We start from the raw sequence: 18,365 nt of genomic DNA, 5'->3' as shown, positions 1-18,365 counted from the left end.
CTATGGCTGACAGCTCAATACGACAACGCCTTTATGCTGCATTGCCGAAACCGACGGCAAGAGTGGGCCCGATCAACAATCAAATATCAATCCGGCGCCTGCTGGTGCTTCGCAATGGGCCAAACCCTACCTTCAGTTACTATCTTGAAGAGAGGCTTAAACGAACGCCCATTCCCGCAGAAATACGCAATCTCGACGAGTTCCTGGGTGACGTCGATCCTGACGGCCTTTTTGTGATCGTTTGTCGATATATCAGACCTCGACAGTTACTTTGGATGTACAGGCATCGAAAAAGTTTCGCAGGGACCAGTCTCATGATCGATGACGATATTGCCGCAACTGTCGTCGACAAGGAAGGAACGCTCGGGTACAAGGCCTACTTGGCTGCGATCGGTCTTGTGCCCATCCCTGTCCTAAACAATATCCTGTCTGATATATGGGTCTCGACTCCCCGCCTCGCTGACAGATTGAAGAGGGACGACGCGCGTCAACCCGTTGTTCTTCCACCCTTCCCACCCGCTGACACCTACACACCTTCGCCACCCGAAGACGATGGGAAAGAGGTGAAAATGGCGTTTCATTCAACGGGCAACCACGATCTGGAACATGAATTTCTGGTCCCAATTGTGCGAGATGCTCTGGCGCTGTGTCCTAACCTGTCATTCGAAGTAACGGCGTCATCGCATCGGCTGGAACGATTATGGACCAGTGCAAGACTTCCCTCACGGCGCTTGACCGTAAAATCTCATAGGAGTTGGAACCAGTACCTGTCTGAGACGAAACAACAGCATATTGATATTCTGTTGGTTCCTCTCTTACAGAGCAGAGTGAACAATGTCAGATCCGGCACGAAACGTTTCGATTGCGCTCGCATGGGCGCCGCGGCAATTTTTTCTAGTGGACAAGTCTACGGTGAGGCCGAATCCGCTGGCGAGATATTGATTGAGAACAATCCAAGAATTTGGCTAGAAACAATTCTCAACCTTGCGAGGAACAGCGAGCTGCGACGCAAGGCCAGAAATGCCACCGAAGCTTCGATTATGGCCCATCTCGCGAAAACTCAAAGCCAGCTCCCGTTCCACCGGAATGAGCAGAGATCCCAGGACACCTGAATGACAGGGCATAATACTATTGAGCGAACGAGCATCCGCAACGCACTTTCCGAAAAAAAAAATGTGATGACAGCTGTCATCCTGCGGGATATGCGCAGCCGCTTTTTCAATCACGGGCTAGGGTTTTTGCTCGTCTCCCTGTGGCCTCTCGCTCATATGCTTATTCTGCTAACTATCTATACGGTAATGGGCCGTAAAACGCCGTATGGTGACAGCCTGAACGTATTTTTTGCGACAGGATTAATCCCGACGCTGGCGTTCATGTACGTTTCGCGATTCATGTCGCTGTCGCTGATCATGAACCGCACTATGCTGTCGTTTCCCGTTGTTACGGTAGTCGACATTATGATGGCACGCGCTTTTCTGGAAGTCGTGGCCGCAGCTCTGACCTTATTTTTTATGTTTATGATTTTGCTCGCACTTGGCGACAATCCCTTTCCGGCAGATCCTTTCGAGGCGGTATATGCCTATCTCGCAATTATTCTGCTAGCAGTCGGTGTCGGTTTCCTTGCCGGTGTAATCGCAATGTTCGCGCCCTTTTTCGTAACGATCTATGCGCTGACTATGATCGTTGTCTACATCTCATCTGGCACCCTTTTTGTTTCTGCTGCTCTTCCCGAGCGCATTGCTTACATTCTGTCCTGGAACCCGGCCTTCCATGCAGTGGAATGGATGCGTCTTGCCTATTACCCGGGGTACAGCGACAAATGGCTAGACAGGAACTATATCATTGGTTTTGGTGCAATATCTTTGTGTTCCGGCCTCTTTCTGGAAAGGGTGCTGAGAATGAAAATGCTGGAAGGATAATAGATATGACATTGCGAATTCGCTCCAGCAGAGATCTTGTTTCAATCAATCTTATAGAGCCCAACCGGTGGGAAAGCACCGGCGACGACCCATTTTTTGATATCCGCTTCAACACCCTTCGAAAGCCAATACTGGTCGCGTTTCTCCGTACAACGGATGGAGAGATGATCGAGCCAAAAGTCTACCTGAACAGGGGGCACGGTTACCGAGAACGCGATACAGTGCAGCACGAACCCGGCCACAGTTTCATTGTAACCGCAGATGTTGGGCGTTTGGGTTTAGTGAAGTCCCTGCGGATAGATCCATCGGCTCAACCTGGGGAGTTCTCCTTCCAGATAGAGGCCTTTCCAAACTGGGATAGCGCAGAACATGTGATCAAGCTCAGAATGGAAGCCGATATGCAGAGCGCGAAACGCTGGGATATCGGCCGACTGCCGCGGTTTCGGCTCAAGCTGCCATCGCCTCGCCTCCGACATGCTAGATCACAGGTCCTAGAATTTATCGACACACAGTATGGACTGGCGCAAAAACTACACGTTGCTCGCCCTGAGCCAAATGACAATGTATGGCTCAGTATTGTAGTCCCGGTTTATAATGCCCCGAAGCGCTACCTCGATGATCTCGTGAAGTCATTCGAGAGGCAGCACACAGAGGGCGTGGAACTGATTCTCAGTGACGACGCCTCGACCTCAGAAGAGACGTTGCGCTTTTATGAGGTATTGGCCAAGCGCAATACCATCAAGATAGCTCGTAGTGGCGTGAATAGAGGTATCGCCAAGGCGACGAACGAGGGCCTCGCTCTGGCTTCAGGTGCGTGGGTGACGTTGCTCGACCATGATGACCTTATTGCTCCGCATGCGTTGAAGATGATTGCTGCGACGATCGTTGCAAACCCTCAATGCCAATTCCTCTATACCGATGAGGTTGTCGTCAATGATCGCCTTGTTCCTGATGGGTTAATGCTGAAGCCTGCCTTCGACCCGGTCCTGCTGACAGGCGTGAATTACATCAACCACTTCTCAGTTTATCGTCATGATCGTTTACGTAGGATTGGATATCTTAGAACGGCTTTCGATGGGTCGCAGGATTATGATCTTCTGTTGCGTTATCTTGAGGGGGTTCCTGAGCAGCATGTTATCCATATCCCCTATCCTGCCTATTGGTGGCGCCGGACCGGCCAGACCTACTCCCGCCGTTTTATGGATAAAGCGACTGAAGCCGCGCGTCTTGCAATTTCAGAGAGATTTCAGCGCGAAGGCCAGGTGATCAAAGTTGTGCCGGCCCTAACCGAAACCCTCCACCGCGTGGAGTTTTCTCTTCCCAAAGGACTCGACTGGCCAAAAATTTCGATCATCATCCCGAGTAGAGATAGTTTCGACCTCATAAGCACTGTCCTCAAAGGACTGTTTGAGGACACAGATTACCAAAACCTAGAGGTCATTGTTATCGACAATGGAACCACTGATCGACGCGTTCTGGAACTATATCGAAGCTACACGGAATCAAAAAAGAGCTTCTCAGTCACCATAGCCGAAGAGGCTTTTAATTTCGCCCGGGCGATAAATCGCGGGATGGAGAAGTCCTCGGGCGAACACTTCCTGATACTCAATAACGATATTGAAGTTATCGATGCAGGTTGGCTGAAAGAAATGGTCTCCTGCCTGAAATTTGACGCCACGGGGATTGTCGGCGCCAAGCTTCTATATCCTAATAAGAAAATTCAACATGCTGGAGTGATTGTTGGTTTTGGCGGATTAGCTGGGCACTGGTATCTCAACAAGCCAGCCAATTTCGGAGGACCAATGAATCGGCTGCATTTGCGAAACTCGGTAACGTGTGTGACTGGCGCTGCAATGTTGATATCCGGAGATTGTAAGGAGATAGTTGGTTCTTGGGACGAAGAGAATTTCGCCGTCGCATATAACGATGTTGACTATTGCATCAGGGCCCATAAGGCGGGCTTCAGGATTGTATGGACGCCGTTTGCGTGCATGTACCATCATGAGTCAGCCTCTCGTGGGTCAGATCTCGTTGGAGACAAGAAACGCCGTTTCGAACAGGAAAAAGAAAACCTGCGTTTATTGCACGGCACAGATACATTTGACGATCCTTCTATCAATCCAGGCTACGAAAAGAGGCATTCGACGCCAGGTTTGGAGTTGCCCGTTCACCTTGCGCCTGCCCGCGCAGGTCTTAGGATCCAGCCCACGCGCGATCGTAACCAGATTAGTTCTGCAACAGCGCGAGACAGGCCGACAGAGAGAGATGGATAACCTCCACCTGTTCCCACCTCAGGCTTCGAGGTACAATCGGGGTGAATGTTTCTCAGGCTTTTTCCGGGGGGCATGACCGCTGTCCCCACCCGGAGAGTTTACGGTTCCATCGAGTATTCGCACTGCGATGCCTTCAGCTGCCGCCGAAGAACCTGCTTTTGAAGAGAGATTGCCTCGAACCTGGATTGAAGCTGCCAACAAACGATAGAACGCTGCCGCCAATTCCTTATTTGGTTTTTGAGGGTCTTGCCAAAATTGGTCCAGCGTCTTTTGATCCGTCATACCGGCGACGTCGTAAATCGCCGTTCCAAGCACTTTGGCCGGAATTCCATCAGAAATCCCATGAAGGGCTGCGGTAGAGTTGACAGTGACAATTCCAGAGCATCCAGAAATCAACGCGGCAAGGTCACCTGCACCAAAGTAATCGACCCGATCGCCAATGCTCAACCTCTTCGACATTTTATCTATAAATCGGCGCCATGAAATCAGTCCATTGTCAAGCGGGTGCACCTTAATCACAAGCCGAGTATTTCCTGGGGCAAAGGAGGCAAAAGAAGTCAGCACTTCGGCAATAGCTTGCTTTTGGCTGCGATAGGGCGAATGCGCACGAAGCTGGAAATCCGTCTCAAGTTGAAGCGGATACACAAACCACGGTTGCTCCGCTTTTTTTAACGCGAACAACATTTCTTGCGCCCTGGATGCTCGGTGATGCTTTGTCGCGAGTTGAAGGATCCAGCCTGCATACTCTACCAGAGGATGAAACAACGAGTGCCGCTGATAATGAGGATAGAGTGGGCGGAAAAAGACAGAGGGAAGATAGTAGGCGAGATCGTATAGCGCTTCTGCGAGAAAGGTTTGGCGATAACGAGGTGTCCGGTCAATTTCGGGCAAGAGGGCTGCGGCAGACAAGATCACCCCCGGCTCATTTGGAAAATGGGAATTGGACGATGTGCCATTCATCTCCACTGTGACCCAATCAGGACGCAGGTAGCCCATCTCGATCGCGACGATTGCTATACCATGCGCCTTGGCGGCCATAATGGCCTCCTGATGGTATGGTCTTTCCTCACCGAACAAGATGATGGTTTTGATATCCAGATCCTTCAGGAACTTGCGGATGAAGTTACCCCAGTTCTGCGGACGGCCACGATAATTGACTGCCTCTCCCCTGCTCCAGAAGAGCTGGTCGCCGAAATTGAGATTGATGCGATAGCACGTATGACCTGCCCGAGTGAGATTCTCGGCGATCATGGAAAAAAGCGGAGAAGCAGGCCCTTGGAGAAAGAGATAAGGTCCCTGCGAAGTCATTTGAATCGCTCCTTGTATAGATGCGCATGCCAAAGGAGCGTCTCGAACAATGTCCACGGCGCCTCGATCCGAGATGCCGTTGCGACGTGCTTGCTCTCTTTTGCTCTAGCGAGCGGCACGATAAAATAGTCTGTGCGAGGGTCAGGGAAAGGGTCGGCGTATTCTTTTAAAAGCGGTGCATGGTCGCCATAAAATGCTAGCCAGACCGGACGATCATACTTATCCAACTCCGCGACAAGACGGGCTAAGGCATCATCCGCTTTGCGCAATAGTTCCTTGTATATCTCAATCGGATCATTCATGCCTTCGACGCGACCCGCCTCCCAAGGGCCGTGATTGGCCATGGAAGCTACGAAAAGAAGGGCTGACTGCCGTTTCTCCAACCCCTCGGCAATTTCCAGAACTTTCTCGGTCAGGCGCATGTCCGACACGTAGGCACCATCACGTGCAGGAACGTGATCGAAATCATCGAGCATCGTCATTTCGCCAAAACCGAATATTGGCATGGCCTTGTGCCTAAGAAAGAAGGTTCGGTCATACGGATGGATAAAATGTGTATACCATCCAACCTTCCGCAGCTTATTGGGCCACACAATATCCGCGTAATGTGACGCGCGAAGATAAGGATAACTGGCATCGGCGTGAACGTCGTCCGGCTGGAGACCACTCAGAACAGCAAACTCGGTCCTCAGCGTATAACCACCTTCAAATACGCTGATAAGCCGGCCCCACTGCGCGGCCCGCTCCTTTAAAACATCGATGGTCGGGAGATTTAGGTCGTCGCATCCGATGTTGCGCAGATCCATGAAGGATTCCGACTGCCAGAAAATCACCAGAGGCGATTCACGGCTGGGCTCCCCTAAAAAATCGTGAATAACGCTTTGAAGGCCCTTGGCGAGTTCTTCAATAATCGCCTCTCGCCGCATGCCAAGCCACATTATGAAATGATAGCTGACGGAGGTGAAGGTTCCGAACCGGGTGGTGTTCGACTTCACGTTGAGTGTCCTGAGAAGCCATTGCGCGACCAATGCCGCGACATGTCCAATCGGCTTTACAAAAAGCATGAGAATGCAGAGGCTCGGCACGAGTACACCGACTAGAATCCACAACCACGTGTGATGCGACGGTATAATCGAGGGCTCGGCAATCATAAACAGAGCGGAAACGCCAAAGACATACGACAGCGCCATAATCCAGAACAGCACATTGAAGTTCGTCGCGTAAAAAATGCTCTTATACTTGAATACATCAACAACCAGCGCGATATCCGAGAATACGAGTGGCTCGCGGATAAAAATATATTTTGCTCGTGATATGCCGGTGAAGATCACGAAAAAGCTGACCGTTCCAAGTCCAGAGTAGAACGGTCGCCAGGATATGGCGAAGAAAATTGAATACACGAACATTATGATTGGAAGCCTGGCGAGTTGCTCGACAACAATCCGCTGGGGGCTATGTTGCAGACGATTTTCCTGCCTGACCCGTTTCGGCATGGCGAACGGATCGGTCAGGTAGACAATTATTGCTGCCACGACAAAGGATACCGCCGTAAGAGAAACGGGTTGATCCTCGTGAAACGAAATGTCGAACAGGAGTAATTCCATCGTCAAGCCTGCATCCGCTGCAAGCGCCGATATAAAACCGGTTTTATGAATGCAGAAAACCACGATAGAAGGGTCAAGGAAGCCCCAAAGTGCACTTGCGCCGTCCCCCTGTCTATACCAATGACAATCTTTCTCGCTACCTGATCAGCTGGCCAAGGCGCAACTGCACCCATCAAGCGCCGGGCAGCTTGCGGGCGCAGGGGTATCTCACGCTCATATTGCGGCGTAAGCGTATCGGGCGGAAAACTAACACCGACGGTGACGCCTGCATTCGCGACCTCAATCCGCAGGGATTCCCCAAATGAAGATAGCGCCGATTTCGACGCACAATAGGCGCTGTAGCCCGGAATGCCGATGAGGGCAGCACCGGACGACACAAGCATGATGTGGCCGCTGGCTCGCTTTTTCATCCCTTTAAGGACCGTCCGAACCGCGTTCACGCATCCAAGAAAATTGACGGATAATTGTGCCTCAAAAATATCTGCCGATTGAGCATCGAACTCTTGCGGATCAACCCGCCCGGCTGACGCCACCAGTACATCGCAGGGACCGTGATTCGCTTCAGCGGCAATAATCGCCTCTCTCAATTCTCTTTCATCGCTCACATCCGCCGAGGCGATAAACACGCCCCCCCCTGTCACGAGATCCGCCCCGGTGAGCGAACGGGCAGCGGTAAGAAGCATCCCTCGCCTGCGGGCAATCAGAGAAACCCGGTAGCCTCTACCTAAATAAATTTTGGCGACCTCCAGGCCGATACCACTCGATCCGCCCGTGATAATAATGTGAGGCATAGGCCGTTTCCAAACCCGGGTCTGATTAGCTGAATAATTTTGCGACTTGCTGCATATCGAGGCTTCCGAGTCCGACGTTGCGTTTCAACAGATCGTTCAGGCTATTAGCCGTTAGATTCACGGCTGTCTCAATATGGCCTCTGGTGTGATCGCTAGTCAGAAAAAACCGGATCCGAGCCATGCCCTCCTGCACTGCAGGATAGATGATCGGCAGCGCATTAACATCTGCTTTCAATAGTTCGTTGGATAATTGGACGGCACGCAGCGAGTCACCGACAATAACCGGAACGATGGAATGACCTCCGCTAGTGCCTGTATCCAGACCGGCTCGGCGTGCAACATCGAGGAACAATCTACCGTTCTCACGTAACTGTGCAACGCGATCCGGCTCGTTTTCAAGGATCGAAAGACTGGCTAGCGCGCTGCTTGCCAATACCGGCGGGAGACCCACGCTATAAACAAAGCCGCCTGCATTTGCCTTTAATATCTGGATGAGGGCGGAACATCCCGCCACATAGCCGCCGCAACTGGAGGCTGTCTTAGATAGTGTGCCCATCCAGATATCAACATTTGACGGATCGATTCCGAAATGTTCGAAGGTTCCTCTTCCCTTCTCGCCCAAAACTCCCAACGCATGAGCCTCATCGACCATGAGCCAGAAACCAAACTTGCCCCTCAGGCCGATCAAATGCGGAAGTGGAGTGACGTCCCCGTCCATTGAATAGACGCCCTCGACAACCACGAGAACGCGCTCGAACTCGCCCTCAATACCCATCAGAATATTTTCCAGATCGGCAGTGTCGTTATGACGGAAAAAACGACGAGTAGCACCGGATAGCTTTATCCCCGCAAGAACGCTGTTGTGGATCAACTCATCATGGATCACTAGATCCTTTGGCCCCATGACGCAGCTGATGACGGTCGAATTAGTGAGATAACCGCTGACAAAACAGACAGACGCCTCCGCTTCATAGATGGAGGCAAGCTTCTGCTCCAGAAGTCCATGCTGTGGCCGCTCACCCGCGACCAGTCGACTTGCAGAGGCCGATATACCGAATTTATCGATAGCCTCGATGGCAGCAGCATGAACGGCCGGATGGCTGTTTGTGGCAAGATAATCATAGGACGCGAAGTTGATGACTTCCCTGCCGCCAATACGCGTGGTGGCGCCAGCTGCCATCTCATGCGACCGGTAAAAAGGATTATCGACTCCTGCAAGCCCGCTAATCGCCTTTTGAGCGAGAATTTTCTTGTATTCCGCCAGATCCTCAAAACGCTTGGGAGCTTTTATCCGCTCCGGCATTCGCCTGTTGACCCGCGATAGCCGGTTCTGACCAGCCGCTTCATGTCGGTCACGCAGCAAGCTCAAATAGTCGGCGCCAGCATTTTTCGTCCCACCGGCGTCGCCGTTTTCGTCATCCACCATCTAAACTGTTTTCCGTTCCTGCTTTTTGGCACCATGCTTTTCCGCCAACGCCGCTAAAAAGGACGCGTCCTCCTGTCCCCCGTCTTCTCTGTCGGTCACGGTGCTTGACACCACCTTATCGTAAAGCTTCTGTACGATGTCACCGATCGTTGCGCCCTCTCCCATTCCCGAGAACGGAATATCTATCCCGCTCTTCTGCTGGAAACTGGCACCTAGTTCCATTGCCATCAAGCTGTCCAGTCCGATATCCTTGAGAGCCTTGTCAGACTTGATGCTGTCTTCCGCAACCTTGAGAATCGAGGAAATTTCAGCCGAAAGGAACTCGTGAAGAAGAGCGCTCGCCTCCTCACGTGTCTTTCCGGCGACGAGCGTAGCGAGGTCTATCCTGTCCCCTTCTCCTCCGCCCGCGTTCGAGATTGCGGTGCGTGGAATGGCCGAAAAAAGTGGTTGCGACGCGAGCGGCAGCGACGCCGCGCTAGTCCAATCGATCTCGGCAACCATGACCACGGCTTCATCGATCGTGCCGCCATCTTTCAGGAGCACGCGCTCGACGAAACTGAGTGCACGCTTTGCCGTCAACGCCGTCTTACCTATACGCCGTGCTAGAATGTCATTAACGCCGGTGTTGCGAGTAAGAAATCCTGTGTCGGCAATCGCGCCAAAGCCAACCGCTAGCCCAGGGAGACCCGCAGCTCTTCGCAACCTCGCCAGACCTTCGAGATATCCGTTCGCGGCAACATAGTTGGCTTGGCCTGGGTTTCCGATCATCGTGGTTGCCGACGAGAACAGCAAAAACAACTCCAGTTCGTCTTTGCGTGTCAGGCGATCCAGATTGCCGGCGCCGTTCGCCTTAACCTCGATGACCGCTCGATTGCGTTGACGATCCAGATTGGAAATCAACGCATCATCGAGGACCATGGCGGCGTGGACAACGCCCTTGACAGGACCGGAAACCCGCAATTTCTTAAGTAGCGCATCAAGCGAGGCTTCGTTAGTGACATCACATGAATGAACACTCGAAGCGATACCAGCAGCGTTCCACCGAGCGGTGGCCGCAAGGGTTTCCTCGTCAGGAACACCACGTCGGCTGCAAAGAGCAACATGCGTCGCGCCGCGACTCGCTAACCAGTCCGCCGCGGCGAGCCCGAAACCACCAATGCCGCCGACGACTAGGTACACACCCGGGCTCAATTCGAGATGGTTCGCTCCTGATTTTTGTACTGCGTCCCTTTTAGGCTGCGGTGGACGAATGATGATTTTGCCAATATGCCCGGCATTTTGCATCAGACGAAATGCGGGGGCGGTTTCGTCGTAATTGAAGGACCGGTAAGGCAGCGGAACGAGCTTGCCCTCGGCGAATAATGTCCCGATCTCTCGGAAAATACGTCGAGTAAGCTCGGGCGCATTGATCAAAAGCTGGTCGGCATCGATCCCAAAATAAGAGATATTGCGGCGGAAGGGTCGAAGAGCAAGCTTCCGGTCGGAGTAATAGTCCCTCTTTCCGAGTTCCAGGAAACGACCGAAAGGCTTCAGGAGCTCGAAACTGCGCTCCATTGCTTCGGCAAACAGGGAATTCAACACCAGCTCGACGCCCTTGTCGTCAGTAACGCGTAGGACGTCACCGACAAATGCAAGAGAGCGGGAATCAAATACGTGATCGGCACCAAGCAGCGACAGGAAACGTCTTTTTTCGACGGTACCCGCTGTTGCTATCACTTTTGCCCCACGAAGCTTTGCGATCTGGAGCGCCGCCAGCCCGACGCCTCCGGCTGCGCCGTGAATAAGGATCGTTTCGCCCCGGCCGATGCGGCCAAGCTCAACCATCGCGTAATATGCCGTCAGGAACGCTACAGGAACCGTGGCGGCCGCTGCCGGATCTATGCCTGCCGGTATTTTGCTGAGCCCGTCTCGTGCTACCGTGATGTGCGTCGACAGGGCCTGAGATGCGATGCCCATAACCTCATCGCCCGGAACAAGGTCTGTGACACCCTCACCCACAGCGACAACGGTTCCCGACATTTCCATACCGATCGTGGCGCCGGCAAAACCGTCCTCCAAAGCTTCTTCCGGCAACAATCCCATGGACCACATGACATCACGGAAATTCAGCCCCGTCGCAGCAACCCTCACACTGACTTCGCCAGCCGCGGGCGCTGGTATGTTGTTTTGCTCCCAAGAAATCGAATCGATGCGTCCCGCAAAAAGCTGGCGGATCGTCGCGCTCTCGAAATTTTTTGTCTTCAAACTCGCAGATCTGGCGTGGCCGGGCACAGCGCGCACGACGGAGAGCAGCGCGGTTCGCCGATCCTGTACCCATTCCCTTTCTCGGCCGTCACAAGACAGTATCATAGAGATTGCGTTGAGCCTCATCGCGCCATCGGCCACCGGGTCCAGCAGAAAAACCTCCAGTTCGTCATATTCATTCTGCAAGACGCGACTGAAGGCCCAGACACCGCTTGCCGTCGGATCAGGTTCTGCCGAACCGGCAGGCGAACCACCTTCGGCAAGGACGAGCAGTCTCGTCCGAGAAGGCGAATTTTGGGACCTCATATGTTTGCGTGCGGCCTCAGCCAAAGCGCTGAGGATTTGGACCGCATCCTGCAAACAGTCAGACCCCTTACACTGGCGTCTCGTATCGAACACGAACGCCAGCGCGCCCTCCTTGTCCGTGAAGAACGTTGCGAACTCCGCTTCGGCACCCCTTGTCGTACAACGCAGTGGCTCGAAGACCGTCGAGGACGCGTGTTCGCCATCAACTATTTCCACTACGGCCGCAAACGGCATCGTCTTGGCCGATTTAACCTCGAGAGCGCCCGGCCCCTGAGCTTCTACGACCAAAAGTGCGCCGTGGGCACTTTCGTGTTGCCGGATATGTGTTTGCGAGAAGCCGCACTCGGCAAGAAGCGCACGCCATTGTGCCTCGGTGGCGAATTTCCCGATCGGAAACTCGGGCGTGGCGCTGCCGGAGAACCAGCCATCCGTAAGGCCGAAAACAAAATCCGCAAACCCGGACGATGCCAGATCAACGATAGCAACGTTCGCAGCGGTAGAGCCGGCGATACGTTGCACGGCTTGCAGGCGCTTGTCCCCGCTTAGCTTTCCATAGACATCGCCGCTGGCGCTAACGACAAGATTAGCCCGAGTTAGTGAAACAGGATTATCTAGGTCCAAGCAGGAAATCGACGGATTGCGCTCAAAAGCTATCTCGAGCGTCCGACGCAAATGGTCGGAGGGCTCAGCGATGATGAGCTGCGCACCTTTAAGCGCTGCCAGTTCGGCCAACCTTTGACTGAAAGCCGGCGATACCGCGCAGATCTCAATGATCGTAAAGCCATCACCTTGCTGGACATCTCCCAGCGCGTTCTCGACTGCCGCCAACACAAGTGACTCGCGCGCGCGCGCGAAGGCGGTATGGTGGCGAACATGGTCCATTGTTGCTTCGCTTATGAACGAAACGCTGCCCTCAGTCCGTGAGAAGGAAGACTGAACCGAAAGCCGCGCCAGCGTTTCTCTATAAGCGTTATTGACAAGCACAGCCTCGGCAACACGGTCGGGAAAACGGATGTTGATCTGGCCAAGAAGTTCTTCGACCGACGGCAGTTCGCAGGGCTGCCGCAACAGCCACCCCTCCTCATTGGACTGCACCATCCCAGCATCCTCGAGCGCATAAAGACAACTCGAAAGATAGCATTGAAAACCCTGATTTCCCGGCAGCGCAGAAAACGTGACAGCGTCCTTGCCGTCGGCTAGCAGCCGGGCGACATCGAACGAAGCCCGAAGCACGGCGGCGGTGAGAATAATCGTGCCTTCAGCGGGAGCGATGGAATCGACCATTGGCAGGTATCCGCGTCCATCCACTTTGGCGGGCTTAGTCGAAACGGTCGCTTCGACGGCGTCCGGCACCGCCTCATAATGAAACGTGGCCGTTTCCAGGGTCGTATGTTGTCGCAGCCAAGTGCGGCGAAAGCGACAGTCATCAAGAGATGACACCAGTGTTCCGTCTGCTGCGATGAGATCGATTCTTGCTTTGAGACTGTGGGGGCTGAAGCGTTGAATCTCGATGACGGCACTTGCGATAGCCTTCGCTGATGAAGCGAACCGAACCGATCCAAACCGCACTGGAATATAGGGGGCACCGTCGGCTTCGCCCGTCAACAAAGCGAAAAGAGCAACAAGGCCATGGAACGCAGCATCGGTCGAGACCGGATCGAGACCATAGCTAAGATAGGGATGGACAGGAGCGGCAGCAGGCTGCAACTCTACCAGGATATGCTTCTCGTTGTAGACTTCGGCCTTATTCAGAAGTTGGAAACAGGCGGCATAGTCCAGACCAAAGCTCCGGGCCGTCTGATAGGCCTCCGCGCCACCGATCTGATGGACTTTTGCGGTACTGGAAGGCCGAAGCCTCACACTACCGATACTTTCAGTCGGCTTGCGACTTCGTGCCGTGGCATGGATCGTCCACCCATTGTCACTCAGATACTCACGTGAGGCAATTTCGATAAAACCGGTTTCGGGTGAAAGTTTGGTCGACAGCTCGATGAGCTTGGTTTCCCGCAGCTCCAGCGGGCGGAAAATTTCGAGGTTCGTGATCTCCACGTCCGAAACGCCGTAAAACTGCCGCGCAACCTGAAGCGCTATTTCTATAAATGCGCTGCCCGGGAGAATGGGTTTGCCGTCAACTACATGCCCGGCAAGATCCGGAAACAGCTGTGCGTCCAAATGGTTCTTCCAGGCGGAGGAGTTGGGATCGGTGCGCCAACCAAGGAGGGTGTATGTGCCATCGGCGCCGTCGCGCCCAAACAAGTTGATTCCGTCGGTTGTCGAATTTGGTCGATAGCTGACATTCTCGAACGGAATGATCGGTAGGTCGCATGGTGCTATGTAATTCATCGAAGTCGATGGTACGTCGACGCCGTGTGCCACTGCGCGAAGTACAATGGACGTGACGGGGTCAGAATCGCCATCGAGGCCAGGGCGGCTGAGTGTGGGCAAAACCACTGCAGCTGCGGATTGCTGCTTTACAGTTTCTGTCACATAGCTCGACAGAATGGGTCGAGGGGATATCTCCAGGAAAAGGTTGCCACCATTCTCAACGGCAAGACTGACCGCCGCCTCGAAGGCAATCGGTTCACGGACATTCCTCCACCAGTATTCGGAATCGAGCTGGGCGCCGTCGATCATCGATCCAGTCACTGTTGAGATGAAGGGTGTATGGCCGGACTTCGGCGTTAATGGGGGCATATCCCGCAGAAACGCCATCTTCTCGCTATCTATGATAGGATGATGGAAAGGGTAATCGATATCAAGCACATGCACGACATGACGCGACACTTGAGACAAAGCCTTGAATTGCTTGATCTCTTCAATCGGACCGGAAATCGTCACCGAGTTGTGGGCATTTATCCCGGCGACGACAATGTTATCCAGACCATGCTCTTTGGCAAAGGCGACGGCAAACGCCTCCGACATCACGGCAGCCGCCATCGCGCCCTGGCCCGCCAGGGAATGCTGATGCCTGGATCGAACAGCGACGATCGTAACGGCATCCTTTGCTGAGAGGATACCCGCCGAGTAGGCAGCTGCCACCTCCCCGACGGAATGGCCCAGCACGACGTCCGGTTTAACACCCTTTTCTTTAAGGCAGTCCGTCAAGGCAGCCTGAATGGCAAAGAGTATCGGCTGCGCCACTCGCGTGTCGCGCAGGTTCCTTTCCAAATCTCCAGCCTCAAGCAGTGCTGAAAGGTCAAGGCCGGCCTGCTTTAAAAACAGGTCGCTGAAGGCATCAAATTTGGCCCTGAAGTCTGGATTGCCCTTGTAAGCGTCAAGTCCCATTCCAGCCCATTGGGATCCGTTACCAGCATAGACGAACACAGTCTTGACTGACTTGCCCGGCGTTTGGCCGACGTAAGCACGATCACCTTCCCCATTGCGCAGATAACCCGATAGAACTGACGCTATGTCACTGGCACTATCGCCAAAGGCTGCGAAACGGTGTTTGAGCGCCATGTTATTACTGGAGGAAACAAGCTGCTCAACTTGTTCGGCTGAAGACGAAGACAGCCGTGAAACGTAGTCCTGCAACAGCGACTCAAGCGCCGACTGCGTGTGGGCGGACAAAACAAACAAGCCATTAAATGGCGCCGTATCGACAGGAATAGGTTCCGGTGGATCGGAGATCACCACGTGCACGTTCGTGCCACCGAAACCGAACGAGTTTATGCCCGCAAGTCGGCGCTTTTCGCCCCGTTCTATTGGGCGTGCGGCACGGTTCACCTCAATATTCAAACCATCGAAGTCAATCGTCTGGTTTAGGACATCAGCGTGCAATGTGGCGGGCAGGAAGTCATTTTCCAACGCCAGCATCGCTTTGATAAGCCCCAATATTCCTGATGCAGGCTCCGCATGTCCAATATTGGACTTGATTGACCCGATCGGGAGCGGCTTGGACCTGCCTTGCGCGATGACGGTTCCGATAGCCCACAGCTCTGCCGGATCGCCTACCTTAGTCCCAGTTCCGTGCCCCTCAACGAACACCAGATCGTTGCAGTCAAGGCCAGTGTCATTATAGAGTGAACTCAATAGCTGCGCTTGCGCTTCCCTGGATGGCAACGAAATACCATTGGTCCTGCCGGACGAGTTAACACCGCTGGCGACTAATGTCGCGCGGCTGCGTGCGCCCTCGCCGGCTACACGGTCCGCGCGCCTCAATATGACGGCCCCTGCACCCTCGGCGCGAACATATCCTTCCCCATTCTCCGCGTAAGCTCGGCAGAGCCCCTCCGGCGACAGCATTCTGGCCTGCGAGAATCCGACGAATGGAAAAGGATGCAGAAGAAGATTGACGCCACCGACGATAGCGGTATCGATTTCTTCGTCCTCGAGAGCCTGCCTGGCATGATGAAGCGCTACGAGCGATGAAGAGCATGCCGTATCGATCGTCATGCTCGGGCCCTTGAGACCGAATATATGTGAAATTCGATTTGAAATGATCGAAAGTGTGTTGCCGGTCATGAAGTGAGGCCCGCCGGAAGCCGGATCCTCAACCTGGAGGTTGCCACTATCCAAAGACGACGCGCCAATATAGACGCCAACGCGCTCCCGCTTGAGTTGTTGAGGATTTATCCTCGCATCTTCAAGCGCACGCCACACCGTTTGGAGAAGAATGCGCTGTTGCGGATCCATCTGAGCTGCTTCGCGCGCCGATAGCCCGAACAAGGCGGCATCAAACGCGAAAACATCATCAATCACGCCAGCCGCGAACGTGTATGCTTTACCCTGAACGCTTCTTGCAGGATGCCAGAAACGCGCCGGATTCCAGCGTTCAGCTGGTATTGCGGTAACTGCGCACTTCTCTTGTTTTAAGAGAATAAGCAGTTCCTGCACATTTTTTGCGGAGGGAGCAACGCATGCGTGTCCGAGAATTTCGACTGCCATAATTCATCCACTTAGGGCATCACCGGCACATGATCTGTCTCCAGCTTAGCCCCGAAAAAACTCAAATTTTGCAACTTTGCGTAGCCGCAAGAAAACGGCCAATTAGTTCACAGCGAAAACACTGACGAACGAGTACAACTGGTGCGCTGCTTTTCTGATGCCAAATTTTCGTCGCGCTGCAAAGGTTTTTTTTGGAGAATGGTTTGGCAGGGTAGCCATCATTAATAGTTTCTTGCTATTGGGTTTGCACCTTTGAGTTTTATGTATGGGGAAATTGTGAAGAAAGCTGGCTTGTTATTGGTGGGGCTAGGGCTGACATCGTGCAACAACCTTCCCGGTGACGGACCATTGGCATCTGACGTGCTTGAACAGTCCAAACAGTCGATGACGCGCACTTCCACAGGGCAAAATGTTGTATTCGATGTCATCGACATCGACGTAAATTCCGCGACGCTGATATCAAAATTTGACGGAAAACTGCTGCAAAGTCGGTTCGGTATCGGCGGAGGGGTGAAAAGACCGGTGATTGGCATCGGAGATCAGTTAAAGATCACAATCTTCGAAGCGGGCTCGAATGGTCTTTTTTCGACAGGCGACTCCAAGCAAACGACACTGGACATTGTGGTGCAACCGGATGGCAAGGCAGCCATTCCTTATGTTGGCCTCGTGACATTTTCGGGCAAGACGTTGGAGCAGGCGCGACAAACTATTTTGACGGCACTTGCAAGCAAGGCTGTCGAACCGGACGTCATTATCAACAGCACTAGCACTGCGTCCCGAAACGTCACAGTATCCGGCGCTGTTAAGAGCCCGGCCGTGGTGCCGCTCAATCTTGTTCCTGAATCGATTATGGAGGTGCTTGCCAAAGCAGGTGGACCGACAGCACAACCTTACGAAAGCTACGTGACACTGACACGGCAGTCGAAGACGGGAACAGTGCTTCTCAAAACGTTAGTGCAAAACCCGCAGGAAAATGTCTACGTTCAACCGGGAGACCAAGTATTCGTCACCCGCGAGCCTCGCACGTTCACCGTCCTTGGATCAGTGAAAGCAAACAACCGTCTCGAATTTGGTGCGAACGACCTTAACCTGTTGGAAGCCGTTGCACTTGCCGGAGGTGGCTCAGCGGGTACCAGCGACATGAAGGGATATTTCGTGTTCCGGTACGAAGAGCCAGACATTGTCATAGACCTCATTGGCAAGCAGAAGTTTAATGACTTAATCCATCGGGGTATGCGCCCGGACAAATTCGGACGCTACCCCATCGTTTATCGTTTCGACATGACGCGAGCCGGAAGCATGCTGGTCGGTCAGAACTTTGATGTGAAAGCTCGCGACGTCATATATGCATCGCGCCACCCATCTATCGACTTTACGCGCTTTGTCACGATAATCGGCCAGCCAATTAGCATTGTCTCAGGTGGCGCTGGTATTTATAACAACTTCAATGACTAACGAGCGCGATTGCCGATGCACAACTTGGTCTTTATCAAATTGTTTGGTTGATACGTAAGCCTCCGGTGAAGGCCGCAGGTCAGGCCGCTTGAGCGTTGACGGTCGGCGGCGTCCAATTCCACGGAAGCAACTGCTCCAGCCTGGTAATCGGC

9 protein-coding genes are annotated in these 18,365 nt (G+C 53.4%); 4 read left to right on the top strand and 5 right to left on the bottom strand.

The features are described 5' to 3' along the window. Positions 1-2 precede the first annotated feature (2 nt). Genes ACQZ5Y_RS27850 through ACQZ5Y_RS27840 form a run of 3 tightly spaced genes read left to right on the top strand, consistent with a single transcriptional unit; the run spans position 3 to position 4,192 of the window. Positions 3-1,112 carry a hypothetical protein gene (locus ACQZ5Y_RS27850; protein ID WP_174051928.1) on the top strand — a complete coding sequence of 370 codons (1,110 nt, stop codon included), beginning with the start codon at positions 3-5 and terminating at the stop codon, positions 1,110-1,112. After that, positions 1,113-1,919: an ABC transporter permease gene (locus ACQZ5Y_RS27845; RefSeq protein WP_236763240.1), complete on the top strand. Its 807-nt coding sequence runs from the start codon at positions 1,113-1,115 to the stop codon at positions 1,917-1,919. It abuts the gene before it with no gap. Positions 1,920-1,924: 5 nt separating this feature from the next. Beyond that, positions 1,925-4,192 carry a glycosyltransferase gene (locus ACQZ5Y_RS27840; protein WP_174051926.1) on the top strand — a complete coding sequence of 756 codons (2,268 nt, stop codon included), beginning with the start codon at positions 1,925-1,927 and terminating at the stop codon, positions 4,190-4,192. Positions 4,193-4,210: 18 nt separating this feature from the next. Here ACQZ5Y_RS27840 and ACQZ5Y_RS27835 read toward each other — a convergent pair whose 3' ends face one another. Genes ACQZ5Y_RS27835 through ACQZ5Y_RS27815 form a run of 5 tightly spaced genes read right to left on the bottom strand, consistent with a single transcriptional unit; the run spans position 4,211 to position 16,758 of the window. After that, complete coding sequence (locus tag ACQZ5Y_RS27835) at positions 4,211-5,500, bottom strand: capsule biosynthesis protein (protein WP_174051924.1); 1,290 nt, start codon at positions 5,498-5,500, stop codon at positions 4,211-4,213. Continuing rightward, a complete protein-coding gene (locus tag ACQZ5Y_RS27830) occupies positions 5,497-7,104 on the bottom strand; it encodes an LTA synthase family protein (protein ID WP_112515385.1) in 1,608 nt (535 codons plus the stop codon). Before ACQZ5Y_RS27830 ends, ACQZ5Y_RS27835 begins: the two co-directional genes overlap by 4 nt. Positions 7,105-7,106: 2 nt before the next feature. After that, positions 7,107-7,895 carry an SDR family oxidoreductase gene (locus tag ACQZ5Y_RS27825; protein ID WP_111801885.1) on the bottom strand — a complete coding sequence of 263 codons (789 nt, stop codon included), beginning with the start codon at positions 7,893-7,895 and terminating at the stop codon, positions 7,107-7,109. A 25-nt stretch (positions 7,896-7,920) separates the two neighbouring features. Next, positions 7,921-9,321, bottom strand: a complete 1,401-nt coding sequence (locus ACQZ5Y_RS27820; RefSeq protein WP_111801886.1) for an aminotransferase class I/II-fold pyridoxal phosphate-dependent enzyme — start codon at positions 9,319-9,321, stop codon at positions 7,921-7,923. Next, on the bottom strand, positions 9,322-16,758 hold the full coding sequence (locus ACQZ5Y_RS27815; RefSeq protein ID WP_174051920.1) for a type I polyketide synthase: 7,437 nt from the start codon (positions 16,756-16,758) through the stop codon (positions 9,322-9,324). It abuts the gene before it with no gap. A gap of 276 nt (positions 16,759-17,034) precedes the next feature. Here ACQZ5Y_RS27815 and ACQZ5Y_RS27810 point away from each other — a divergent pair, with 276 nt between their 5' ends. Next, positions 17,035-18,213 (top strand): polysaccharide biosynthesis/export family protein, encoded by a 1,179-nt coding sequence (locus ACQZ5Y_RS27810; protein WP_410170283.1) that lies wholly within the window; start codon positions 17,035-17,037, stop codon positions 18,211-18,213. Positions 18,214-18,365: the final 152 nt, after the last annotated feature.

The sequence above is a fragment of the Agrobacterium sp. A3-95 genome (assembly GCF_053521785.1).
This window is presented reverse-complemented; position numbering and strand designations above follow the sequence as displayed.

Excerpts from the sequence above, each read along its gene's own strand:
- ACQZ5Y_RS27850 (WP_174051928.1), top strand. The coding sequence starts at position 3 with ATGGCTGACAGCTCAATACGACAACGCCTTTATGCTGCATTGCCGAAA.
- ACQZ5Y_RS27845 (WP_236763240.1), top strand. The coding sequence starts at position 1,113 with ATGACAGGGCATAATACTATTGAGCGAACGAGCATCCGCAACGCACTT.
- ACQZ5Y_RS27840 (WP_174051926.1), top strand. The coding sequence starts at position 1,925 with ATGACATTGCGAATTCGCTCCAGCAGAGATCTTGTTTCAATCAATCTT.
- ACQZ5Y_RS27835 (WP_174051924.1), bottom strand. The coding sequence starts at position 5,500 with ATGACTTCGCAGGGACCTTATCTCTTTCTCCAAGGGCCTGCTTCTCCG.
- ACQZ5Y_RS27830 (WP_112515385.1), bottom strand. The coding sequence starts at position 7,104 with ATGGAATTACTCCTGTTCGACATTTCGTTTCACGAGGATCAACCCGTT.
- ACQZ5Y_RS27825 (WP_111801885.1), bottom strand. The coding sequence starts at position 7,895 with ATGCCTCACATTATTATCACGGGCGGATCGAGTGGTATCGGCCTGGAG.
- ACQZ5Y_RS27820 (WP_111801886.1), bottom strand. The coding sequence starts at position 9,321 with ATGGTGGATGACGAAAACGGCGACGCCGGTGGGACGAAAAATGCTGGC.
- ACQZ5Y_RS27815 (WP_174051920.1), bottom strand. The coding sequence starts at position 16,758 with ATGGCAGTCGAAATTCTCGGACACGCATGCGTTGCTCCCTCCGCAAAA.